This window comes from Enterobacter cloacae complex sp. 372C4 (assembly GCF_050030615.1).
Taxonomy (GTDB): Bacteria; Pseudomonadota; Gammaproteobacteria; order Enterobacterales; family Enterobacteriaceae; genus Enterobacter; species Enterobacter intestinihominis.
Genome location: NZ_JBLGUQ010000001.1, coordinates 2,130,458 through 2,145,789 on the forward strand (window position 1 = coordinate 2,130,458; position 15,332 = coordinate 2,145,789).

General features: G+C 55.1%; 15 protein-coding genes. 8 read left to right on the forward strand and 7 right to left on the reverse strand.

Annotation, left to right across the window (positions count from 1 at the left end):
- The first annotated feature begins 4 nt into the window (after window positions 1-4).
- Complete coding sequence (gene tdh, locus ACQG11_RS10265; protein WP_017383610.1) at window positions 5-1,033, forward strand: L-threonine 3-dehydrogenase; 1,029 nt, start codon at window positions 5-7, stop codon at window positions 1,031-1,033.
- Between the two features lie 26 nt (window positions 1,034-1,059).
- Here the strand turns inward: tdh and ACQG11_RS10270 are convergent, their stop codons facing one another.
- Together ACQG11_RS10270 and ACQG11_RS10275 are read right to left on the reverse strand one after the other, a co-directional pair.
- Window positions 1,060-1,974: a hypothetical protein gene (locus tag ACQG11_RS10270; RefSeq protein ID WP_023305215.1), complete on the reverse strand. Its 915-nt coding sequence runs from the start codon at window positions 1,972-1,974 to the stop codon at window positions 1,060-1,062.
- A gap of 15 nt (window positions 1,975-1,989) precedes the next feature.
- Window positions 1,990-3,195, reverse strand: coding sequence for a glycosyltransferase (locus tag ACQG11_RS10275; protein ID WP_022646636.1), 1,206 nt, complete (start codon window positions 3,193-3,195; stop codon window positions 1,990-1,992).
- A gap of 206 nt (window positions 3,196-3,401) precedes the next feature.
- Here ACQG11_RS10275 and ACQG11_RS10280 point away from each other — a divergent pair, with 206 nt between their 5' ends.
- Window positions 3,402-4,202 (forward strand): glycosyltransferase family 2 protein, encoded by an 801-nt coding sequence (locus ACQG11_RS10280; RefSeq protein WP_063148221.1) that lies wholly within the window; start codon window positions 3,402-3,404, stop codon window positions 4,200-4,202.
- A gap of 11 nt (window positions 4,203-4,213) precedes the next feature.
- Here ACQG11_RS10280 and ACQG11_RS10285 read toward each other — a convergent pair whose 3' ends face one another.
- Genes ACQG11_RS10285 through gpmM form a run of 3 tightly spaced genes read right to left on the reverse strand, consistent with a single transcriptional unit; the run spans window position 4,214 to window position 7,987 of the window.
- Window positions 4,214-5,146, reverse strand: a complete 933-nt coding sequence (locus ACQG11_RS10285) for a divergent polysaccharide deacetylase family protein (protein ID WP_063150581.1) — start codon at window positions 5,144-5,146, stop codon at window positions 4,214-4,216.
- A 3-nt stretch (window positions 5,147-5,149) separates the two neighbouring features.
- Window positions 5,150-6,409: a murein hydrolase activator EnvC gene (gene envC, locus ACQG11_RS10290; RefSeq protein ID WP_230259580.1), complete on the reverse strand. Its 1,260-nt coding sequence runs from the start codon at window positions 6,407-6,409 to the stop codon at window positions 5,150-5,152.
- Between the two features lie 33 nt (window positions 6,410-6,442).
- Window positions 6,443-7,987, reverse strand: coding sequence for a 2,3-bisphosphoglycerate-independent phosphoglycerate mutase (gene gpmM, locus ACQG11_RS10295; RefSeq protein ID WP_048966556.1), 1,545 nt, complete (start codon window positions 7,985-7,987; stop codon window positions 6,443-6,445).
- A gap of 248 nt (window positions 7,988-8,235) precedes the next feature.
- On the opposite strand from gpmM, the gene ACQG11_RS10300 reads away from it, so the two are divergent.
- The 5 genes from ACQG11_RS10300 (at window position 8,236) to cysE (ending at window position 11,345) form a co-directional block, all read left to right on the forward strand.
- Window positions 8,236-8,667, forward strand: a complete 432-nt coding sequence (locus tag ACQG11_RS10300) for a rhodanese-like domain-containing protein (protein WP_003860840.1) — start codon at window positions 8,236-8,238, stop codon at window positions 8,665-8,667.
- Window positions 8,668-8,678: 11 nt separating this feature from the next.
- Window positions 8,679-8,930 (forward strand): glutaredoxin 3, encoded by a 252-nt coding sequence (grxC, locus tag ACQG11_RS10305; RefSeq protein WP_003860837.1) that lies wholly within the window; start codon window positions 8,679-8,681, stop codon window positions 8,928-8,930.
- 31 nt (window positions 8,931-8,961) lie between these two features.
- Complete coding sequence (gene secB / locus ACQG11_RS10310) at window positions 8,962-9,429, forward strand: protein-export chaperone SecB (RefSeq protein ID WP_003860835.1); 468 nt, start codon at window positions 8,962-8,964, stop codon at window positions 9,427-9,429.
- A complete protein-coding gene (gene gpsA, locus ACQG11_RS10315) occupies window positions 9,429-10,448 on the forward strand; it encodes an NAD(P)H-dependent glycerol-3-phosphate dehydrogenase (protein ID WP_426728350.1) in 1,020 nt (339 codons plus the stop codon). Before secB ends, gpsA begins: the two co-directional genes overlap by 1 nt.
- A 75-nt stretch (window positions 10,449-10,523) precedes the next feature.
- Window positions 10,524-11,345 (forward strand): serine O-acetyltransferase, encoded by an 822-nt coding sequence (gene cysE, locus ACQG11_RS10320; protein WP_022646641.1) that lies wholly within the window; start codon window positions 10,524-10,526, stop codon window positions 11,343-11,345.
- A 54-nt stretch (window positions 11,346-11,399) separates the two neighbouring features.
- Here cysE and ppiC read toward each other — a convergent pair whose 3' ends face one another.
- Window positions 11,400-11,681, reverse strand: coding sequence for a peptidylprolyl isomerase PpiC (gene ppiC, locus ACQG11_RS10325; protein ID WP_006812396.1), 282 nt, complete (start codon window positions 11,679-11,681; stop codon window positions 11,400-11,402).
- Between the two features lie 85 nt (window positions 11,682-11,766).
- On the opposite strand from ppiC, the gene rep reads away from it, so the two are divergent.
- Window positions 11,767-13,791 (forward strand): DNA helicase Rep, encoded by a 2,025-nt coding sequence (gene rep, locus ACQG11_RS10330; protein ID WP_426728351.1) that lies wholly within the window; start codon window positions 11,767-11,769, stop codon window positions 13,789-13,791.
- Between the two features lie 52 nt (window positions 13,792-13,843).
- On the opposite strand, the gene gppA is transcribed toward rep, so the two are convergent.
- The gene (gppA, locus tag ACQG11_RS10335; RefSeq protein WP_038416966.1) at window positions 13,844-15,328 is read right to left on the reverse strand and encodes a guanosine-5'-triphosphate,3'-diphosphate diphosphatase; all 1,485 of its coding nucleotides are present in this window, start codon (window positions 15,326-15,328) and stop codon (window positions 13,844-13,846) included.
- Between the last annotated feature and the right edge of the window lie 4 nt (window positions 15,329-15,332).

A 15,332-nucleotide genomic window follows, 5' to 3' on the forward strand; every position in this document is an offset into this window, starting at 1 on the left:
TGTGATGAAAGCGTTATCCAAACTGAAAGCGGAAGAAGGGATTTGGATGACCGACGTGCCGGAGCCGGAAGTCGGTCATAACGATCTGCTGATCAAAATTCGTAAAACCGCCATCTGCGGTACTGACGTTCACATCTACAACTGGGACCAGTGGTCGCAAAAAACCATTCCCGTGCCAATGGTTGTCGGCCACGAATATGTCGGCGAAGTGGTCGGCATTGGCCAGGAAGTGAAAGGCTTCAACATTGGCGACCGCGTCTCCGGTGAAGGCCACATTACCTGCGGACACTGCCGCAACTGTCGCGGCGGACGTACGCACCTGTGCCGCAACACCGTCGGCGTGGGCGTGAACCGTCCGGGATGCTTCGCGGAATACCTGGTGATCCCGGCGTTTAACGCGTTCAAAATCCCGGACAATATCTCTGACGACCTGGCCTCCATCTTCGACCCGTTCGGCAACGCGGTACACACGGCGCTCTCCTTCGACCTGGTGGGTGAAGACGTGCTGGTCTCCGGCGCGGGCCCAATCGGCATTATGGCGGCAGCCGTGGCGAAGCATGTGGGTGCGCGCAACGTGGTGATCACCGACGTGAACGAATACCGCCTGTCGCTGGCGCGCAAAATGGGCGTCACCCGCGCGGTGGATGTCTCGAAAGAGAGCCTGACAGACGTGATGGAAGAGCTGGGCATGACCGAAGGCTTTGACGTGGGTCTGGAGATGTCCGGCGCGCCACCGGCGTTCCGCACCATGCTCGACACTATGAACCACGGTGGCCGAATCGCGATGCTGGGTATTCCGCCGTCAGATATGTCCATCGACTGGAACAAAGTCATCTTCAAGGGGCTGTTCATTAAGGGCATTTATGGCCGCGAGATGTTCGAAACCTGGTACAAGATGGCTGCGCTGATCCAGTCCGGTCTGGATCTGTCCCCGATTATCACTCACCGTTTCTCCATCGATGAGTTCCAGCAGGGCTTCGACGCAATGCGTTCCGGCCAGTCAGGGAAAGTGATCCTGAGCTGGGATAAGTAATCAAAAAGGGGCCTGAGGCCCCTTTTTTACTGATTCTTTTTCTCTTCGTCCGTCAGGTAACGCACCTTGCGGGTGTAATCCTGACCTTTGAACAGCAGCTTATTATCCGGTGATTCCAGATACTTCTGCCATTCGGAAAGCGGGAAACCGCCGTGCGCGCCAATCACCTCTTTCGGCACAACGGCTTCCTGTCCGCCGATCTTCTTGGAGACCGGCCAGTTCATCCAGTCGCCCAGGTTAACCGTTTTGACATCCAGCATGTCCAACAGCGCAGCGAGCGGCAGCTGATCGGTCGGCGGCTGCGTATCGTCCATCAGCTCCCAGGTATCCTGGAACAGCGTCAGCCACAGCGGGCAGATACGGCGCCAGGTCTTTTTGGTGGCGGCAAGAAACGCGCCGTTAACATGATCGACCAGATACGGGCGCACCGTTTCTTTGTAATACGCCGGCACTTTCTCCGCTGGCGCGCCGTCCAGCTTGGCAATCATTTTGCCCTGACGGAAGCTGGAGTAGATGTGCATATCCGCCATGTTGATCTCTGGCATTTTAAGCAGGTTGAGATCGGAGTCGATCATCAGCACACCTTCACCGCGCGCCTGCAACGGAGCGTTAAGCTTCACCAGACGACTGAGGTAGATCTGCTTATAGCGGTAACCTTCTTCACGTTTTGGAAGCGTGAGGGTAACAACGCGGGTTTTTGGCGGCAGTTCGCCGAAAGCGGATTCAGGCTGATCGCTGACGATAACAATCTCGCTGACGTCAGAGGCATAACGCTCTGCAAAGGTCGCTGACAATAACGCCTCTTCGACGAAATCCGCGCCCGTACACGGGATCACAATGGAATCAACCGCAACGAGATCGCGCGTGACCGGAAGGGAAGCGTAAGGAATGTTATGACGCCCGGTAATGTGGCGGTAGCGAGCATTCAGGAATTTAAACATGTTCTTCTCGTTTGGTTATTGCGCGCCAAGAACGGCCTCGACACCGTTAACATAGCTTTCAATGGCATACATGTTGCAGACATTCTGGTGCGCGGCTGCGGCGAGCCGGGCGCGCAGAGCAGGATCCTGCCAGATATTATCCAGATGTTGAGCAAGTTGCGACACGTCGCTCCAGGGGAACAGCAGCCCGGTCGACTCATGGTCGATCAATTCTGCCGTGCCGGTCACTTTTGAACCAATCACGGGGATGTTGAGCAGCATTGCTTCCAGCACGACGCGGGGCAAGCCTTCGCTCTGCGAGGCCAGAATGAACGCGTCAAAAGTGGCGAGATAGTCAAAAGGCGTGTTCTGGAAACCGGTAAAAATGACGTGCTCAGCAATACCTGATGCATCAGCTTGTGCAGCCAGCGCGCCGCGTTCAGCCCCTTCACCGACCAGCACCATTTTCCATTTTGCCTGCGGGTGTCTCTGGCTGAACTGTGCCAGCGCCTCCAGCGTGTGGTGGTTGGCCTTACGAGGGATTAACGAGCCAATGCTGCCGAATACAAACGTATCGTCTTCAATATTCAGTCGCTGGCGCATCGCGCATCGGTCCGGCAAAGGCTGATGGATGTCGATGGCATTGTTGACCGTGGTACACAGCTCTGGCCGGACGCCATGCTGAAGTAGCACGCGTTCAACGCCGTGCGAGACGGCAATGATTTTTGTGGCATGGGCATTCACCAGCTTCACCAGCGGCGGGGTCAGCACTGGTTCAATCCGGCAGTGCTGGATTATCCGTGCACGCAGGTTTGCGCCCGCCAGATACCCTTCTTCATTAGAGCCTGGCTGGTTGTTCATATACAGCGTATCGAATCCACCTTCCCTGAAAATGGTCTCGATCTTGCTGACGTTGGGCCGGATACGCCACAGGGTATCAATATGCCGCGTAAATGCTTTGCGCGCCGAACGCGAGAAAAACAGCAGACCACGTCCCGCTTCTTTCAGGAGTTTTGCCCATGCCGGTTGCTTACGTTGAGGGATAACGAGTAATGGGATCCCAATGCTGTTGAGCACCTGGCCTATCGTTTGACCTTCAGCACGACTATAATCACTGTAAAAACAACAGGTAATGTCGAATTTGTCGCGGTTGATTCGCTTCAGAAGCTCAAGCATACTGTTGGTACCTCCCCCCCATTCTTTGCCTGTGTCCAGGAGGAGGATTTTACGTTTTTGCGGCATGTCTGAATCCGTATGCTACCCTTCATCTGACCGCATTATAAAGAATTTACTGAAATAAAATAGATTTTTTGTATTTCTTTGTCTTTTTATAAGGAAAGGTTTTAAACGCGCTTATTTTAAAAGTGCGATTTAAGACTTTAATCGCCTCTTCTCAATTCGATAGTATTAGCGCAAAAATTTTATGTTGTTTTTGAGAGAGTGAGAATATGTTTAAAATAACGGTTTGCTTATTAACGTTTAACTCCGAAAGAACGTTGCACGATGTTATTCCTCCTCTTTTAAAAATAGCGGATGAATTCGTTGTAGTTGATTCCGGCAGTACAGACGCAACGATATATATTTGCCAGAGTTATGGATTGTCGCCCATATTCAAAAAATATAGCTGGCACGGCGAGCAGATGAATCATGTCGTATCCCATGCGCACAACGACTGGGTGCTGTGCATGGACAGTGACGAAATACTCGATCAAGAAACCGTTGGTGCTATTTTAAAATTAAAAATGGGCGATGAACCCGAACCGGATATGGCGTGGCGGATATGTCGTCACTGGTTTGTTCTGGGAGAAAATGTCCGAACGATTTATCCAGTCTCATCTCCGGATTACCCGGTGCGTCTTTTTAACCGTACGCAGTCGCGATTTAATAACCGGCCAGTAGACGATCAGGTTGAAGGTTTTCTCCGTTCTGAACGTATTCCTGGCTATGTCAGACATGATACGTTTTATTCACTGCATGAACTTTTCAATAAATTAAACGGATATACCACTCGCCTGGTTCAATATCAGACGATACGTCCCTCTCTTGGTCGCGGCGCGATCAGCGCTATCGGCGCATTTTTCAAATGGTATCTGTTTAGCGGTGCGTGGCGTCAGGGCAAAGTGGGTGTGGTGACAGGGTTTTATGCCACGGCGTACAGTTTTTTGAAGTATTTCAAGGCCTGGTATCAGGATCGAGAAAAGAAAGAGTCCGTTGCAAAAGAGCAGTCGGACTCTTATCTGGCAGAATAGGCGTTAGCCGATCAGGCTTTTTTTCCCCAACCCTGCCACTGTTGCTGGACGTATTTAACCAGCGTACTGCTGCTGATGCTTTCGCCAATCACCGTGAAGAAGCGGGTTGCATAGACCGGTTCAGGCGGCTGTTTCAGCGAGCAGTTCTTCACGCCGCGGAATGGATTACGCGGCTGCGTTGTGGGTGGTTGCGCGCTACCCGGACGGGAAGTATCCACCTGAGGTTCATTGAGCAGATCGCTCGGACGCACCAGCGTGATATCGGCGGGTAAGCCCGGCAACATTTGCTGCAAAACGCGAACGGTAGACGGATGCGGATGCCCAATGGCAATCGCCGAACCGTTACGGCGCGCCAGCTGTACCGCGCGGTTGAACTGCACGCGGATATCCGCTTCGTTCTGGGAGTCGTCCAGGAAGACTTTGCGCTTGATGACTTTTACACCCGTCCCCTGAGCGGCACGCATCGCCTGGCTATTGCCGATGGTCATGCTGTCGAGGAAATAGAGATTGTAACGCTCCAGGGCCTGCATCACTTTCAGCATACCGTACAGGCTGGAGGTCATCGCGCTGCCCATATGGTTATTCAGACCCACGGCATACGGCACTTTATTGTACGCATCGCGGATGATGCGATCGATCTCGTCGCTGCTCATGTCCGGACGCAGGGTATCTTTTTCCAGCGGCTGCTTGCTGAGAGGGGCCATCGGCAGATGGATGAGGACCTGATGGCCGCCATTGTGCGCTTTGGTCGCCATTTCATGCGCGTGAGGTGCATTCGGCAGGACGGCGACAGAGATGGCTGACGGCATCGCCAGCACCTGATTTTCATAGTGTGGTCGATAACCGAAGTCATCAATCACAATCGCGAGTTTGCCTGCATAAACCGGTGCAGCCAGCGCCAGTGCGCTGACGACGGAAAAAACAATTCGACGAAATTGAAGCAAAACTTATCTTCCCAACCACGGCTGTGGATTGACCGCCTGACCCTGACGACGAATTTCGAAATAGAGTGACGGGCGGCCCTGACCGCCACTGCTGCCCACAAGGGCAATGGGTTGACCCGCGCGCACCTGAGTGCCAACGCTGACCAGCGCGCTCTGGTTGTAGCCGTAAAGACTCATGTCGCCTTTACCGTGCTCGACCACCACCACGAGCCCGTAACCCTGTAGCCAGTCGGCCAGGATCACGCGGCCATCGGCGATGGCTTTCACTTCGCTACCTTCAGACGCACCGATAACGATCCCCTTCCAACGTAGCTCACCCTGCAACTGTTCGCCATAGCGATGCAGGATCGTACCGCGAACGGGCCAGTAAGCCTGACCACGCGGGGAGCCGAGGCCGCCGGTACGCGACATCAGGGAACGTTCATTTTCAGTCGGTTTGTAGGTGGTGCCTTTCCGGGAGGCTTCCTGCTGCTTATTACGCACCGCCTGCGCTTCGCGCGCTTCTTTTTCGGCGCGCGCTTTGGCCGCGGCTTCTGCCCGGGCAATGCTGTTACGCAGTCTGGATTCGTTGGCGCGCATTTCGCTCAGCTGGCTTTGTCCTGCCTGGATAGAGGACTCCAGCCCGGCGAGCGTCTTCTTACGCTCATTGCGCGCCTGCTCAAGCTTCTCCTGCTGCGCCTGCTGATCGTAGAGCAGCGTTTGCTGCTGGCTCTGCTTCTCTTCCAGCTCGGCTTTTTGCGTGGTGACTTCTTCGCGCGTCTGTTTCAGCTGCGCAATGGTCTCCTGACGAGCCTGGTTGAGATAGCCGAAATAGGCCTGTAAACGCTGACCGCGCTGGCTCTCTTCACCGCTGAGGATCAACTGAAGGCCTGTGTGCTCACCCTGGCGGAAAGCGGCATCAAGCTGTGCAGCAAGGTTCCGCTCCTGGGCATCGCGCTGACGCTCCAGTTTCGCAATCGATGCGTTCATTTCATCGATTTGCTTATTAAGCTGGGCAAGGGTGTTTTGTGTTTCACGCAGCTTACGCGCGGCGGCGGAAATAGCCTCTTCCTGCTTTTTAAGCTGGGCAAGCAGGGCAGAGCGCTGCTGCTGCTGCTGGCGTACCACACGCTCTTTGGCGGCGATATCGGCCTGAATGGATTTGAGCTGGTCGCGGTCATCCGCGTGGGCAGATGCGGCGCACAGCAATACGCCAGCGCTGAGTGCGCTGGCGCAAAGCAGAGGTCTGACTGATAACCGAAACGGCTTCACGACCCATGTGATTGAAAAAATCGCCTTTCCCCTCATGGGGAGCGATTATTCCACGATGAACAGCGGCTTGCCAGTCATCTCTTCAGGGATTTCCATACCCATCAGCGACAACATGGTTGGCGCGATGTCGGAAAGCTTGCCGCCTTCCACTGCTTTCACTGACTTATCACCTACATAAATCAGTGGAACAGGCAGGTTGGTATGGGCAGTATGCGCCTGACCGGTTGCCGGGTCACGCATCTGTTCTGCGTTACCGTGGTCAGCGGTGATCAGCAGCTGGCCGCCCACGGATTCAACCGCTTTCGCGACCTGCTCAACGCAGTGGTCCAGCGCTTCAACCGCTTTAACGGCAGCTTCCATCACGCCGGTGTGGCCCACCATGTCGCCATTCGGATAGTTACAGATGATGGTGTCGTATTTACCGCTTTCGATCGCGGTCACCAGTTTTTCGGTCAGCTCCGCAGAGCTCATTTCTGGCTGGAGATCGTAAGTGGCGACTTTCGGCGAGTTAATCAGGATGCGGTCTTCGCCTTTAAACGGCTCTTCTACGCCCCCGTTAAAGAAGAAGGTCACGTGCGCATACTTCTCAGTTTCGGAGATGCGCAGCTGCGTTTTATCGTTTTTCGCCATCCACTCGCCGAAGGTATTTTCCAGGGAAGCGGGTGGATACGCGCATGGGGCTTTGATATCCGCTGCATACTCGGTCAACTGGATGAAATCGATCTTCGCCACTTTCTTACGGGCGAAACCGTCGAAATCGCTGTTGACGAAGGCGCGGGTGATTTCGCGCGCGCGGTCAGCACGGAAGTTCATGAAGATCAGCGCATCGCCATCTTCCATAGCGGCATCGGCCTGGCCTTCAGCGCGGATCACGGTTGCCTTCACAAATTCGTCGTTTTCATCACGCGCGTAAGCCGCTTCCAGGCCTTCAACGGCGGTCGGGAACTGGAACTCGCCTTTTGCCAGGGTCAGCAGATCATAGGCTTGCTCAACGCGGTCCCAGCGGTTGTCGCGGTCCATGGCATAGTAACGACCAACGATGGATGCCACGCGGCCTTTGCCCAGTGCGGCAAATTTATCTTCAAAGGCTTTCAGAGAACCTTTTGCGCTGCGTGGCGGCGTATCGCGACCATCCAGGAAGGCGTGCAGATAGATTTTTTCCGCACCGCGCTCAGCGGCCAGCTCTACCATCGCCATGATGTGATCTTCGTGGCTGTGCACGCCGCCTGCAGAGAGCAGGCCCATAATGTGCACGGCCTTGCCTGCGGCAACGGCTTTATCTACCGCTCCGGTGAGCGTTGGGTTGGCAAAGAATGTACGTTCTTTGATTTCAACGTCCAGGCGCGTCAGGTCCTGATAAACGATACGGCCTGCGCCCAGGTTAACGTGACCCACTTCAGAGTTGCCCATCTGACGATCCGGCAGGCCGACTTCCAGACCAGACGCATCAATCAGGGTGTGGGGACGTTTTGCCCATAGCGCATCCATAACCGGGGTTTTGGCGTTGAAAATGGCGTTATCCTGTTGATCTTCACGGTAGCCATAGCCATCCAGAATCACCAGTACCATAGGTTTTTTAGAAACCGACATTGCGACATCCTCATGCTCAAGAGACAAAAAATTTGCGTAATTTTACTACAGCTGAATCGATAAAATAGCCGCAGAAGATCAAAGAAAGCGCGGGGGCAAGGCTGTTCTCAGGCCATTTTGAGGCTTTTTTTACGTGGCATGCCGCAGAAAATAGATTAGCTTTATGTCGCTGGCTGTATTTGCCACAGCGCACAGGTATACTCCTGTCCTGGTTTTTTTAATCACTTAGTCGGGAGTTGTTACCCCCCATGCAAGAAATTATGCAATTCGTTAGCCGCCACCCGGTTCTGAGCATCGCGTGGATTGGCCTGCTGGTCGCTGTACTGTTCACCACATTTAAGGGACTGACGTCTAAAATTAAGGTGATCACCCGCGGTGAAGCGACACGTCTGATCAACAAAGAGGACGCCGTGGTTGTCGATCTGCGTCAGCGCGACGATTTCCGCAAGGGCCATATTGCAGGTGCTATCAACCTGCTGCCAGCGGAAATTAAAGCGAACAACATTGGTGAGCTGGAGAAGCATAAAGCCCAGCCGATTATTGTTGTTGACGGCACTGGCATGCAGGCGCAGGAATCTGCCAACGCACTGCATAAAGCAGGCTTTGAAAACGTAACGGTGCTGAAAGAAGGCATCTCCGGCTGGAGCGGGGAGAATCTTCCTTTAGTGCGCGGTAAATAAGGAGTTAAGTGATGGCCAATATTGAGATCTACACCAAAGCAACGTGCCCGTTCTGCCACCGAGCGAAAGCGCTGCTGTCCAGCAAAGGCGTAACGTTTAAGGAACTGCCGATTGATGGTGACGCGATTAAACGCGAAGAGATGATCCAACGCAGTGGTCGCACAACGGTTCCACAGATTTTTATTGATGCGCAGCACATTGGCGGCTGTGATGACTTGTATGCGCTCGACGCCCGCGGTGGACTCGATCCGCTGCTGAGCTAGAGACTTTAGGACAATTAAAAAGGGTTTTTCCATGTCAGAACAAAACAACACCGAGATGACTTTCCAGATCCAGCGCATCTACACCAAGGATGTCTCTTTCGAAGCGCCAAATGCGCCGCACGTTTTCCAGAAAGACTGGCAGCCAGAGGTTAAACTTGATCTGGATACCGCATCCACCCAGCTGGCGGATGACGTGTATGAAGTCGTACTGCGTGTCACCGTGACCGCCTCCCTGGGCGAAGAAACTGCATTCCTGTGCGAAGTCCAGCAGGGCGGTATCTTCTCTATCGGCGGCATCGAAGGTAACCAGATGGCGCATTGCCTGGGTGCATACTGCCCGAACATCCTGTTCCCGTATGCGCGTGAATGCATTACCAGCCTGGTTTCTCGCGGTACATTCCCGCAACTGAACCTTGCGCCAGTCAACTTTGATGCGCTGTTTATGAACTATCTACAGCAGCAGGCTGGCGAAGGTGCCGAACAACATCAGGATGCCTGATGAGCACTGTTAATGCGTCAATGACTGTGATCGGTGCCGGCTCTTACGGCACCGCTCTTGCCATCACACTGGCAAGAAATGGTCACGACGTGGTCCTGTGGGGCCACGATCCAAAACATATCGCGACGTTGCAACACGACCGCTGCAACGTGGCGTTTCTCCCGGACGTTCCGTTCCCTGACTCTCTGTATCTGGAAAGCGACCTCGCAACCGCGCTGGCGGCCAGCCGCAATATTTTGATTGTGGTGCCAAGCCATGTGTTTGGCGAAGTCCTGCGTCAGATTAAGCCGCTGATGCGTGCGGATGCGCGTATTGTGTGGGCGACGAAGGGGCTGGAAGCGGAAACCGGACGTCTGTTGCAGGACGTTGCCCGCGAAGCGCTGGGAACAGCGATCCCGCTGGCGGTGATCTCCGGGCCGACATTCGCCAAAGAGCTGGCTGCGGGCTTGCCGACGGCAATCTCGCTGGCGTCCACCGACCAGGCATTTTCCGACGATCTTCAGCAACTGCTGCACTGCGGCAAAAGCTTCCGCGTGTACAGCAACCCTGATTTTATCGGCGTACAGCTGGGCGGCGCGGTGAAGAACGTCATTGCCATCGGGGCCGGGATGTCTGACGGCATCGGCTTCGGCGCGAATGCGCGTACGGCGCTGATCACCCGTGGCCTGACCGAAATGTCACGCCTGGGAGAAGCGCTGGGCGCCGATCCGGCCACCTTTATGGGAATGGCTGGGCTGGGCGATCTGGTGCTGACCTGCACCGACAACCAGTCGCGTAACCGCCGCTTTGGCATGATGCTCGGACAGGGTAGCGATGTCAAAAGCGCGCAGGAGAAGATTGGTCAGGTGGTTGAAGGCTATCGCAATACCAAAGAAGTTCGCGAATTGGCGCATCGTTTCGGTGTCGAAATGCCAATAACCGAGGAAATTTATCAGGTATTGTATTGCGGAAAAAATGCGCGCGAGGCAGCATTGACCTTATTAGGTCGTGCGCGCAAGGACGAGCGCAGCAGGAATTAGCCGGGAAGTATCGTCACCTGAATGACCCAGCCAGCGCAGAACTGGCTGGTCATTAACTATCGTCTGGAGCAAGCAATGCCGTGTGAAGAACTGGATATCGTCTGGAATAATATTAAAGCCGAAGCCCGAGCGTTGGCCGACTGTGAGCCCATGCTGGCCAGTTTTTATCACGCGACGCTACTCAAGCACGAAAATCTCGGCAGCGCCCTGAGCTACATGCTCGCCAATAAACTGGCTTCCCCTATCATGCCTGCTATCGCTATTCGCGAGGTGGTGGAAGAGGCCTACGCTGCCGATCCGGAAATGATTGCTTCTGCCGCCTGCGATATTCAGGCCGTGCGCACGCGTGACCCGGCGGTGGATAAATATTCCACGCCGCTGCTGTATCTCAAAGGCTTCCACGCCTTACAGGCGTACCGCATCGGCCACTGGTTATGGAATGAGGGACGCCGCGCGTTGGCCATCTTCCTGCAAAACCAGGTTTCCGTGACCTTCCAGGTCGATATTCACCCGGCGGCGAAAATTGGCCGCGGGATCATGCTCGATCACGCCACCGGCATTGTTGTCGGTGAAACGGCGGTGATCGAAGATGACGTGTCGATTCTGCAATCCGTTACGCTGGGCGGTACCGGTAAAACCAGCGGCGATCGCCATCCGAAAATTCGTGAAGGGGTGATGATCGGCGCGGGTGCTAAAATCCTTGGCAATATTGAAGTCGGACGCGGCGCAAAGATTGGCGCGGGATCGGTTGTGCTCCAGCCTGTACCGCCGCACACCACCGCCGCTGGCGTCCCGGCGCGCATCGTCGGTAAGCCAGACAGCGATAAACCGTCGATGGATATGGATCAGCACTTTAACGGTATTCACCACACCTTCGAATACGGCGACGGTATCTGAACGCTGGAACACTCAAATAAAAAAGCCCGGTGAGTTAATGCACCGGGCTTTTGATTAGTTGCGGTATAACACTTTGATAATGTGATAGCCGAACTGCGTATGCAGTGGGCCGGTTGGCTCCAGCACCGGGCAGGAGAAGACCACTTTATCAAACGCCGGAACCATCTGGCCCTGGCGGAACTCGCCTAAGTCACCACCGCGTTTGCCTGACGGGCAAATCGAGTGTTTCTTCGCCAGTTTGCCGAAGTCGGCGCCGTTTTTAATCTGTTCGAGCAGATCCTGTGCCAGTTTTTCTTCTTTAACAAGGATATGCAGTGCTGCTGCTGTTTTTGCCATGATCGTGCCTTGAGTCAACGAGTTTACGATCGGTATACTACCACGCGTTTTTCCTCCTCTCCCGACTTTCATTGAGTGATCATTTATGCGTTTAAACCCCGGACAACAACAAGCTGTCGAATTCGTCACCGGACCCTGCCTGGTGCTGGCGGGAGCGGGATCCGGTAAAACACGCGTGATCACCAACAAAATCGCCCACTTAATTCGGGGTTGTGGATACCAGGCGCGCCATATCGCGGCGGTCACCTTTACCAACAAAGCGGCGCGTGAGATGAAAGAGCGCGTCGGCCAGACGCTGGGCCGTAAAGAGGCGCGCGGGCTGATGATCTCCACCTTCCACACGCTGGGTCTGGATATCATCAAGCGCGAATACGCGGCGCTGGGAATGAAGTCCAACTTTTCGCTCTTTGATGACACCGACCAGGTGGCGCTGCTCAAAGAGCTGACGGAAGGGCTGATCGAAGATGACAAAGTGCTGTTGCAACAGCTGATCTCGACGATCTCGAACTGGAAAAACGATCTGATGACGCCGGCCCAGGCTGCGGCAAGTGCCAAAGGCGAGCGTGACCGCATCTTTGCCCACTGCTATGGCCTGTACGACGCGCATATGAAAGCCTGCAACGTACTGGATTTCGACGATCTGATCCTGCTGCCGACGCTGCTGCTTCAGCAGAATGAAGAGGTGCGCGAGCGCTGGCAGAACAAAATTCGTTACCTGCTGGTGGATGAATACCAGGATACCAACACCAGCCAGTACGAGCTGGTGAAGCTGCTGGTAGGACAGCGCGCGCGTTTTACCGTTGTAGGCGATGACGATCAGTCGATTTACTCATGGCGTGGCGCACGTCCGCAAAACCTGGTGCTGCTGAGCAAAGACTTCCCGGCGTTGCAGGTGATTAAACTGGAGCAGAACTACCGTTCTTCCGGGCGTATCCTGAAGGCGGCGAACATCCTGATTGCCAACAACCCGCACGTCTTTGAGAAGCGCCTGTTCTCTGAACTGGGTTACGGGACCGAGCTGAAAGTCCTTAGCGCCAATAACGAAGAGCACGAAGCGGAGCGCGTAACCGGCGAGCTGATTGCCCATCACTTCGTCAACAAAACTGAATACAAGGATTACGCGATTCTCTATCGCGGAAACCACCAGTCGCGCGTCTTTGAAAAGATGCTGATGCAGAACCGCATCCCCTACAAAATCTCCGGCGGTACGTCGTTCTTTTCGCGTCCGGAAATCAAGGATCTGCTGGCCTATCTGCGCGTGCTGACCAACCCGGATGACGACAGCGCTTTCCTGCGCATTGTAAATACGCCGAAGCGCGAGATTGGCTCTGCGACGCTGCAAAAGCTGGGTGAATGGGCGATGACCCGCAACAAAAGTCTGTTCACCGCCAGCTTCGATATGGGGCTGAGCCAGACCCTGACCGGGCGCGGCTATGACGCCTTAACCCGCTTTACCCACTGGCTGGGTGAGGTGCAGCGTCTGGCAGAGCGCGAGCCCGTGGCGGCAGTACGCGATCTGATCCACGGCATTGATTACGAATCCTGGTTGTATGAAACCTCCGCCAGCCCGAAAGCGGCAGAAATGCGCATGAAAAACGTTAACCAGCTCTTCAGCTGGATGACCGAAATGCTTGAAGGATCTGAGATTGACGAGCCGATGACCCTGACGCAGGTGGTCACCCGCTTCACGCTGCGCGATATGATGGAGCGCGGCGAGAGTGAAGAAGAAGCCGATCAGGTCCAGCTGATGACGTTGCATGCCTCGAAAGGGTTGGAGTTCCCGTATGTCTATCTGGTGGGGATGGAAGAGGGCCTGCTGCCGCACCAGAGCAGCATTGATGAAGATAACGTCGACGAAGAGCGCCGTCTGGCCTACGTGGGGATCACCCGTGCGCAGAAAGAGCTGACGTTTACGCTGTGCAAAGAGCGCCGTCAGTATGGTGAGCTGGTGCGCCCGGAGCCGAGCCGTTTCCTGCTGGAGTTGCCTCAGGACGATCTTATCTGGGAGCAGGAGCGTAAAGCTATTACCGCTGAAGAGCGGATGCACAAGGGTCAAGCCAACGTGGCGAACATACGCGCCATGCTGGCGAAAGCCAAAGAGAAAGGATAACAATTTTGTAGGCCGGGTAAGGCGAAGCCGCCCCCCGGCACGCTTCAAAGGGTCACTTCACATCAAGCGCCCAGTGCACATAGCTCTGCCACTGGCACTCCTGCTCGATCAACTCTGCTCCAAGCGGATGATCTTCTAGCCAATTTTCCGGCAGCGTCAGCGTCAGTTTTTCATCGTCTGCCACCAGCGTAATGGCCGGGAGGAGATCGTCGCGACGCCGGCTGGCAAACAGAATCGCCAGACGAAGTAAGCGGCAGAGATGTTCGGCCACGCGCGGCGGTACAGCGTTTTGCTGATGAAGTGAAGAGAGGTCAACGGCGTTGGTTTGATTCAGCAGCAGGGTCGCGAGCAATTTTTTCTGCGCGGGAGTGTAGCCCGGCAAATCGAGATTACGCACCAGCCAGGCTGCGTGTAGCGGCGCTTGTTTGTACTCAACGCTAAGCCCAATTTCATGCAACGCACACGCACTTAGCAGCAAATCGCGGCTTAACGGTTCGATATCCCAACGTGGTTTAACCTGATCCGCAAAGAGCGATGCCAGTTGGCCCACTCGCTGCGCCTGATCGGTATCCACAATAAAGCGGCGCTGGACGTTACGTAGCGTACGGCTTCGAATGTCCTGGTCCACCGAAAGATGCAGCATCCCATAGACCAGACCTTCGCGCAGTGCGCCGCCTGCCAGGGTCATGCACTGGATGTTTAGCTCGGTGAAAATGGCGATGAGAATGGCTAGCCCGCTGGGGAAGACCAGCGCACGTTCGAGCGTCAGCCCTTCAATTTCCAGCTCTTCCAGACGACCACATTGAATGGCGCGCTGTTTAAGCTGCTGGAGTTTAGCAAGCGTGATCCGCTCATCCATCCCCTGCGCCATCATGATTTCCTGCAACGCCTGTACAGTTCCTGACGCCCCAACACACACTTTCCAGCCGTGGTAGCGCAGTTCGTCCATGACCGGGCGCAGCACTTCACGCGCGGCATTTTCAGCCTCGTCGAAGTTTTCTTGCGCGAGATTGCGGTCAGTAAAGTAGCGCTCAAGCCAGGTTACGCAGCCCATCGACAGACTGAACAACGAGGTCGCCTGGGCACCTGTGCCGGTCACCAGTTCAGTACTCGCTCCGCCAATATCCACCACCAGACGGCGATCGTCGCCCCCGGTAGTGTGCGCCACGCCCTGATATATCAGACGCGCTTCTTCTTCACCGCTGATGACTTGCACCGGGCAGCCGAGAATTTCCTGCGCTTTGGCAATAAAATCGACGGCATTAACCGCCAGACGGAGCGTCGCGGTCGCGACAACGCGGATTTGGGCATGCGGTATGTCCTGCAGACGTTCTGCAAAGAGGCGCAGACACTGCCAGCCACGTTCCATGGCTTCGGGAGAGAGGTGATTATCGCTGCTCAGGCCCGCCGCCAGGCGGACCTTACGCTTGATGCGCGTCAGCGTCTGTATGCTTCCCGCCACCTCGCGTACAACCAGCATATGAAAACTATTCGAACCGAGATCAATTGCCGCATAGAGCGAGGTGGAACTGAGCATCATA

Coding starts and splice junctions, on each gene's coding strand:
- tdh (WP_017383610.1), top strand. CDS start 5: ATGAAAGCGTTATCCAAACTGAAAGCGGAAGAAGGGATTTGGATGACC.
- ACQG11_RS10270 (WP_023305215.1), bottom strand. CDS start 1,974: ATGTTTAAATTCCTGAATGCTCGCTACCGCCACATTACCGGGCGTCAT.
- ACQG11_RS10275 (WP_022646636.1), bottom strand. CDS start 3,195: ATGCCGCAAAAACGTAAAATCCTCCTCCTGGACACAGGCAAAGAATGG.
- ACQG11_RS10280 (WP_063148221.1), top strand. CDS start 3,402: ATGTTTAAAATAACGGTTTGCTTATTAACGTTTAACTCCGAAAGAACG.
- gpmM (WP_048966556.1), bottom strand. CDS start 7,987: ATGTCGGTTTCTAAAAAACCTATGGTACTGGTGATTCTGGATGGCTAT.
- ACQG11_RS10300 (WP_003860840.1), top strand. CDS start 8,236: ATGCAAGAAATTATGCAATTCGTTAGCCGCCACCCGGTTCTGAGCATC.
- grxC (WP_003860837.1), top strand. CDS start 8,679: ATGGCCAATATTGAGATCTACACCAAAGCAACGTGCCCGTTCTGCCAC.
- secB (WP_003860835.1), top strand. CDS start 8,962: ATGTCAGAACAAAACAACACCGAGATGACTTTCCAGATCCAGCGCATC.
- gpsA (WP_426728350.1), top strand. CDS start 9,429: ATGAGCACTGTTAATGCGTCAATGACTGTGATCGGTGCCGGCTCTTAC.
- cysE (WP_022646641.1), top strand. CDS start 10,524: ATGCCGTGTGAAGAACTGGATATCGTCTGGAATAATATTAAAGCCGAA.
- ppiC (WP_006812396.1), bottom strand. CDS start 11,681: ATGGCAAAAACAGCAGCAGCACTGCATATCCTTGTTAAAGAAGAAAAA.
- rep (WP_426728351.1), top strand. CDS start 11,767: ATGCGTTTAAACCCCGGACAACAACAAGCTGTCGAATTCGTCACCGGA.
- gppA (WP_038416966.1), bottom strand. CDS start 15,328: ATGCTCAGTTCCACCTCGCTCTATGCGGCAATTGATCTCGGTTCGAAT.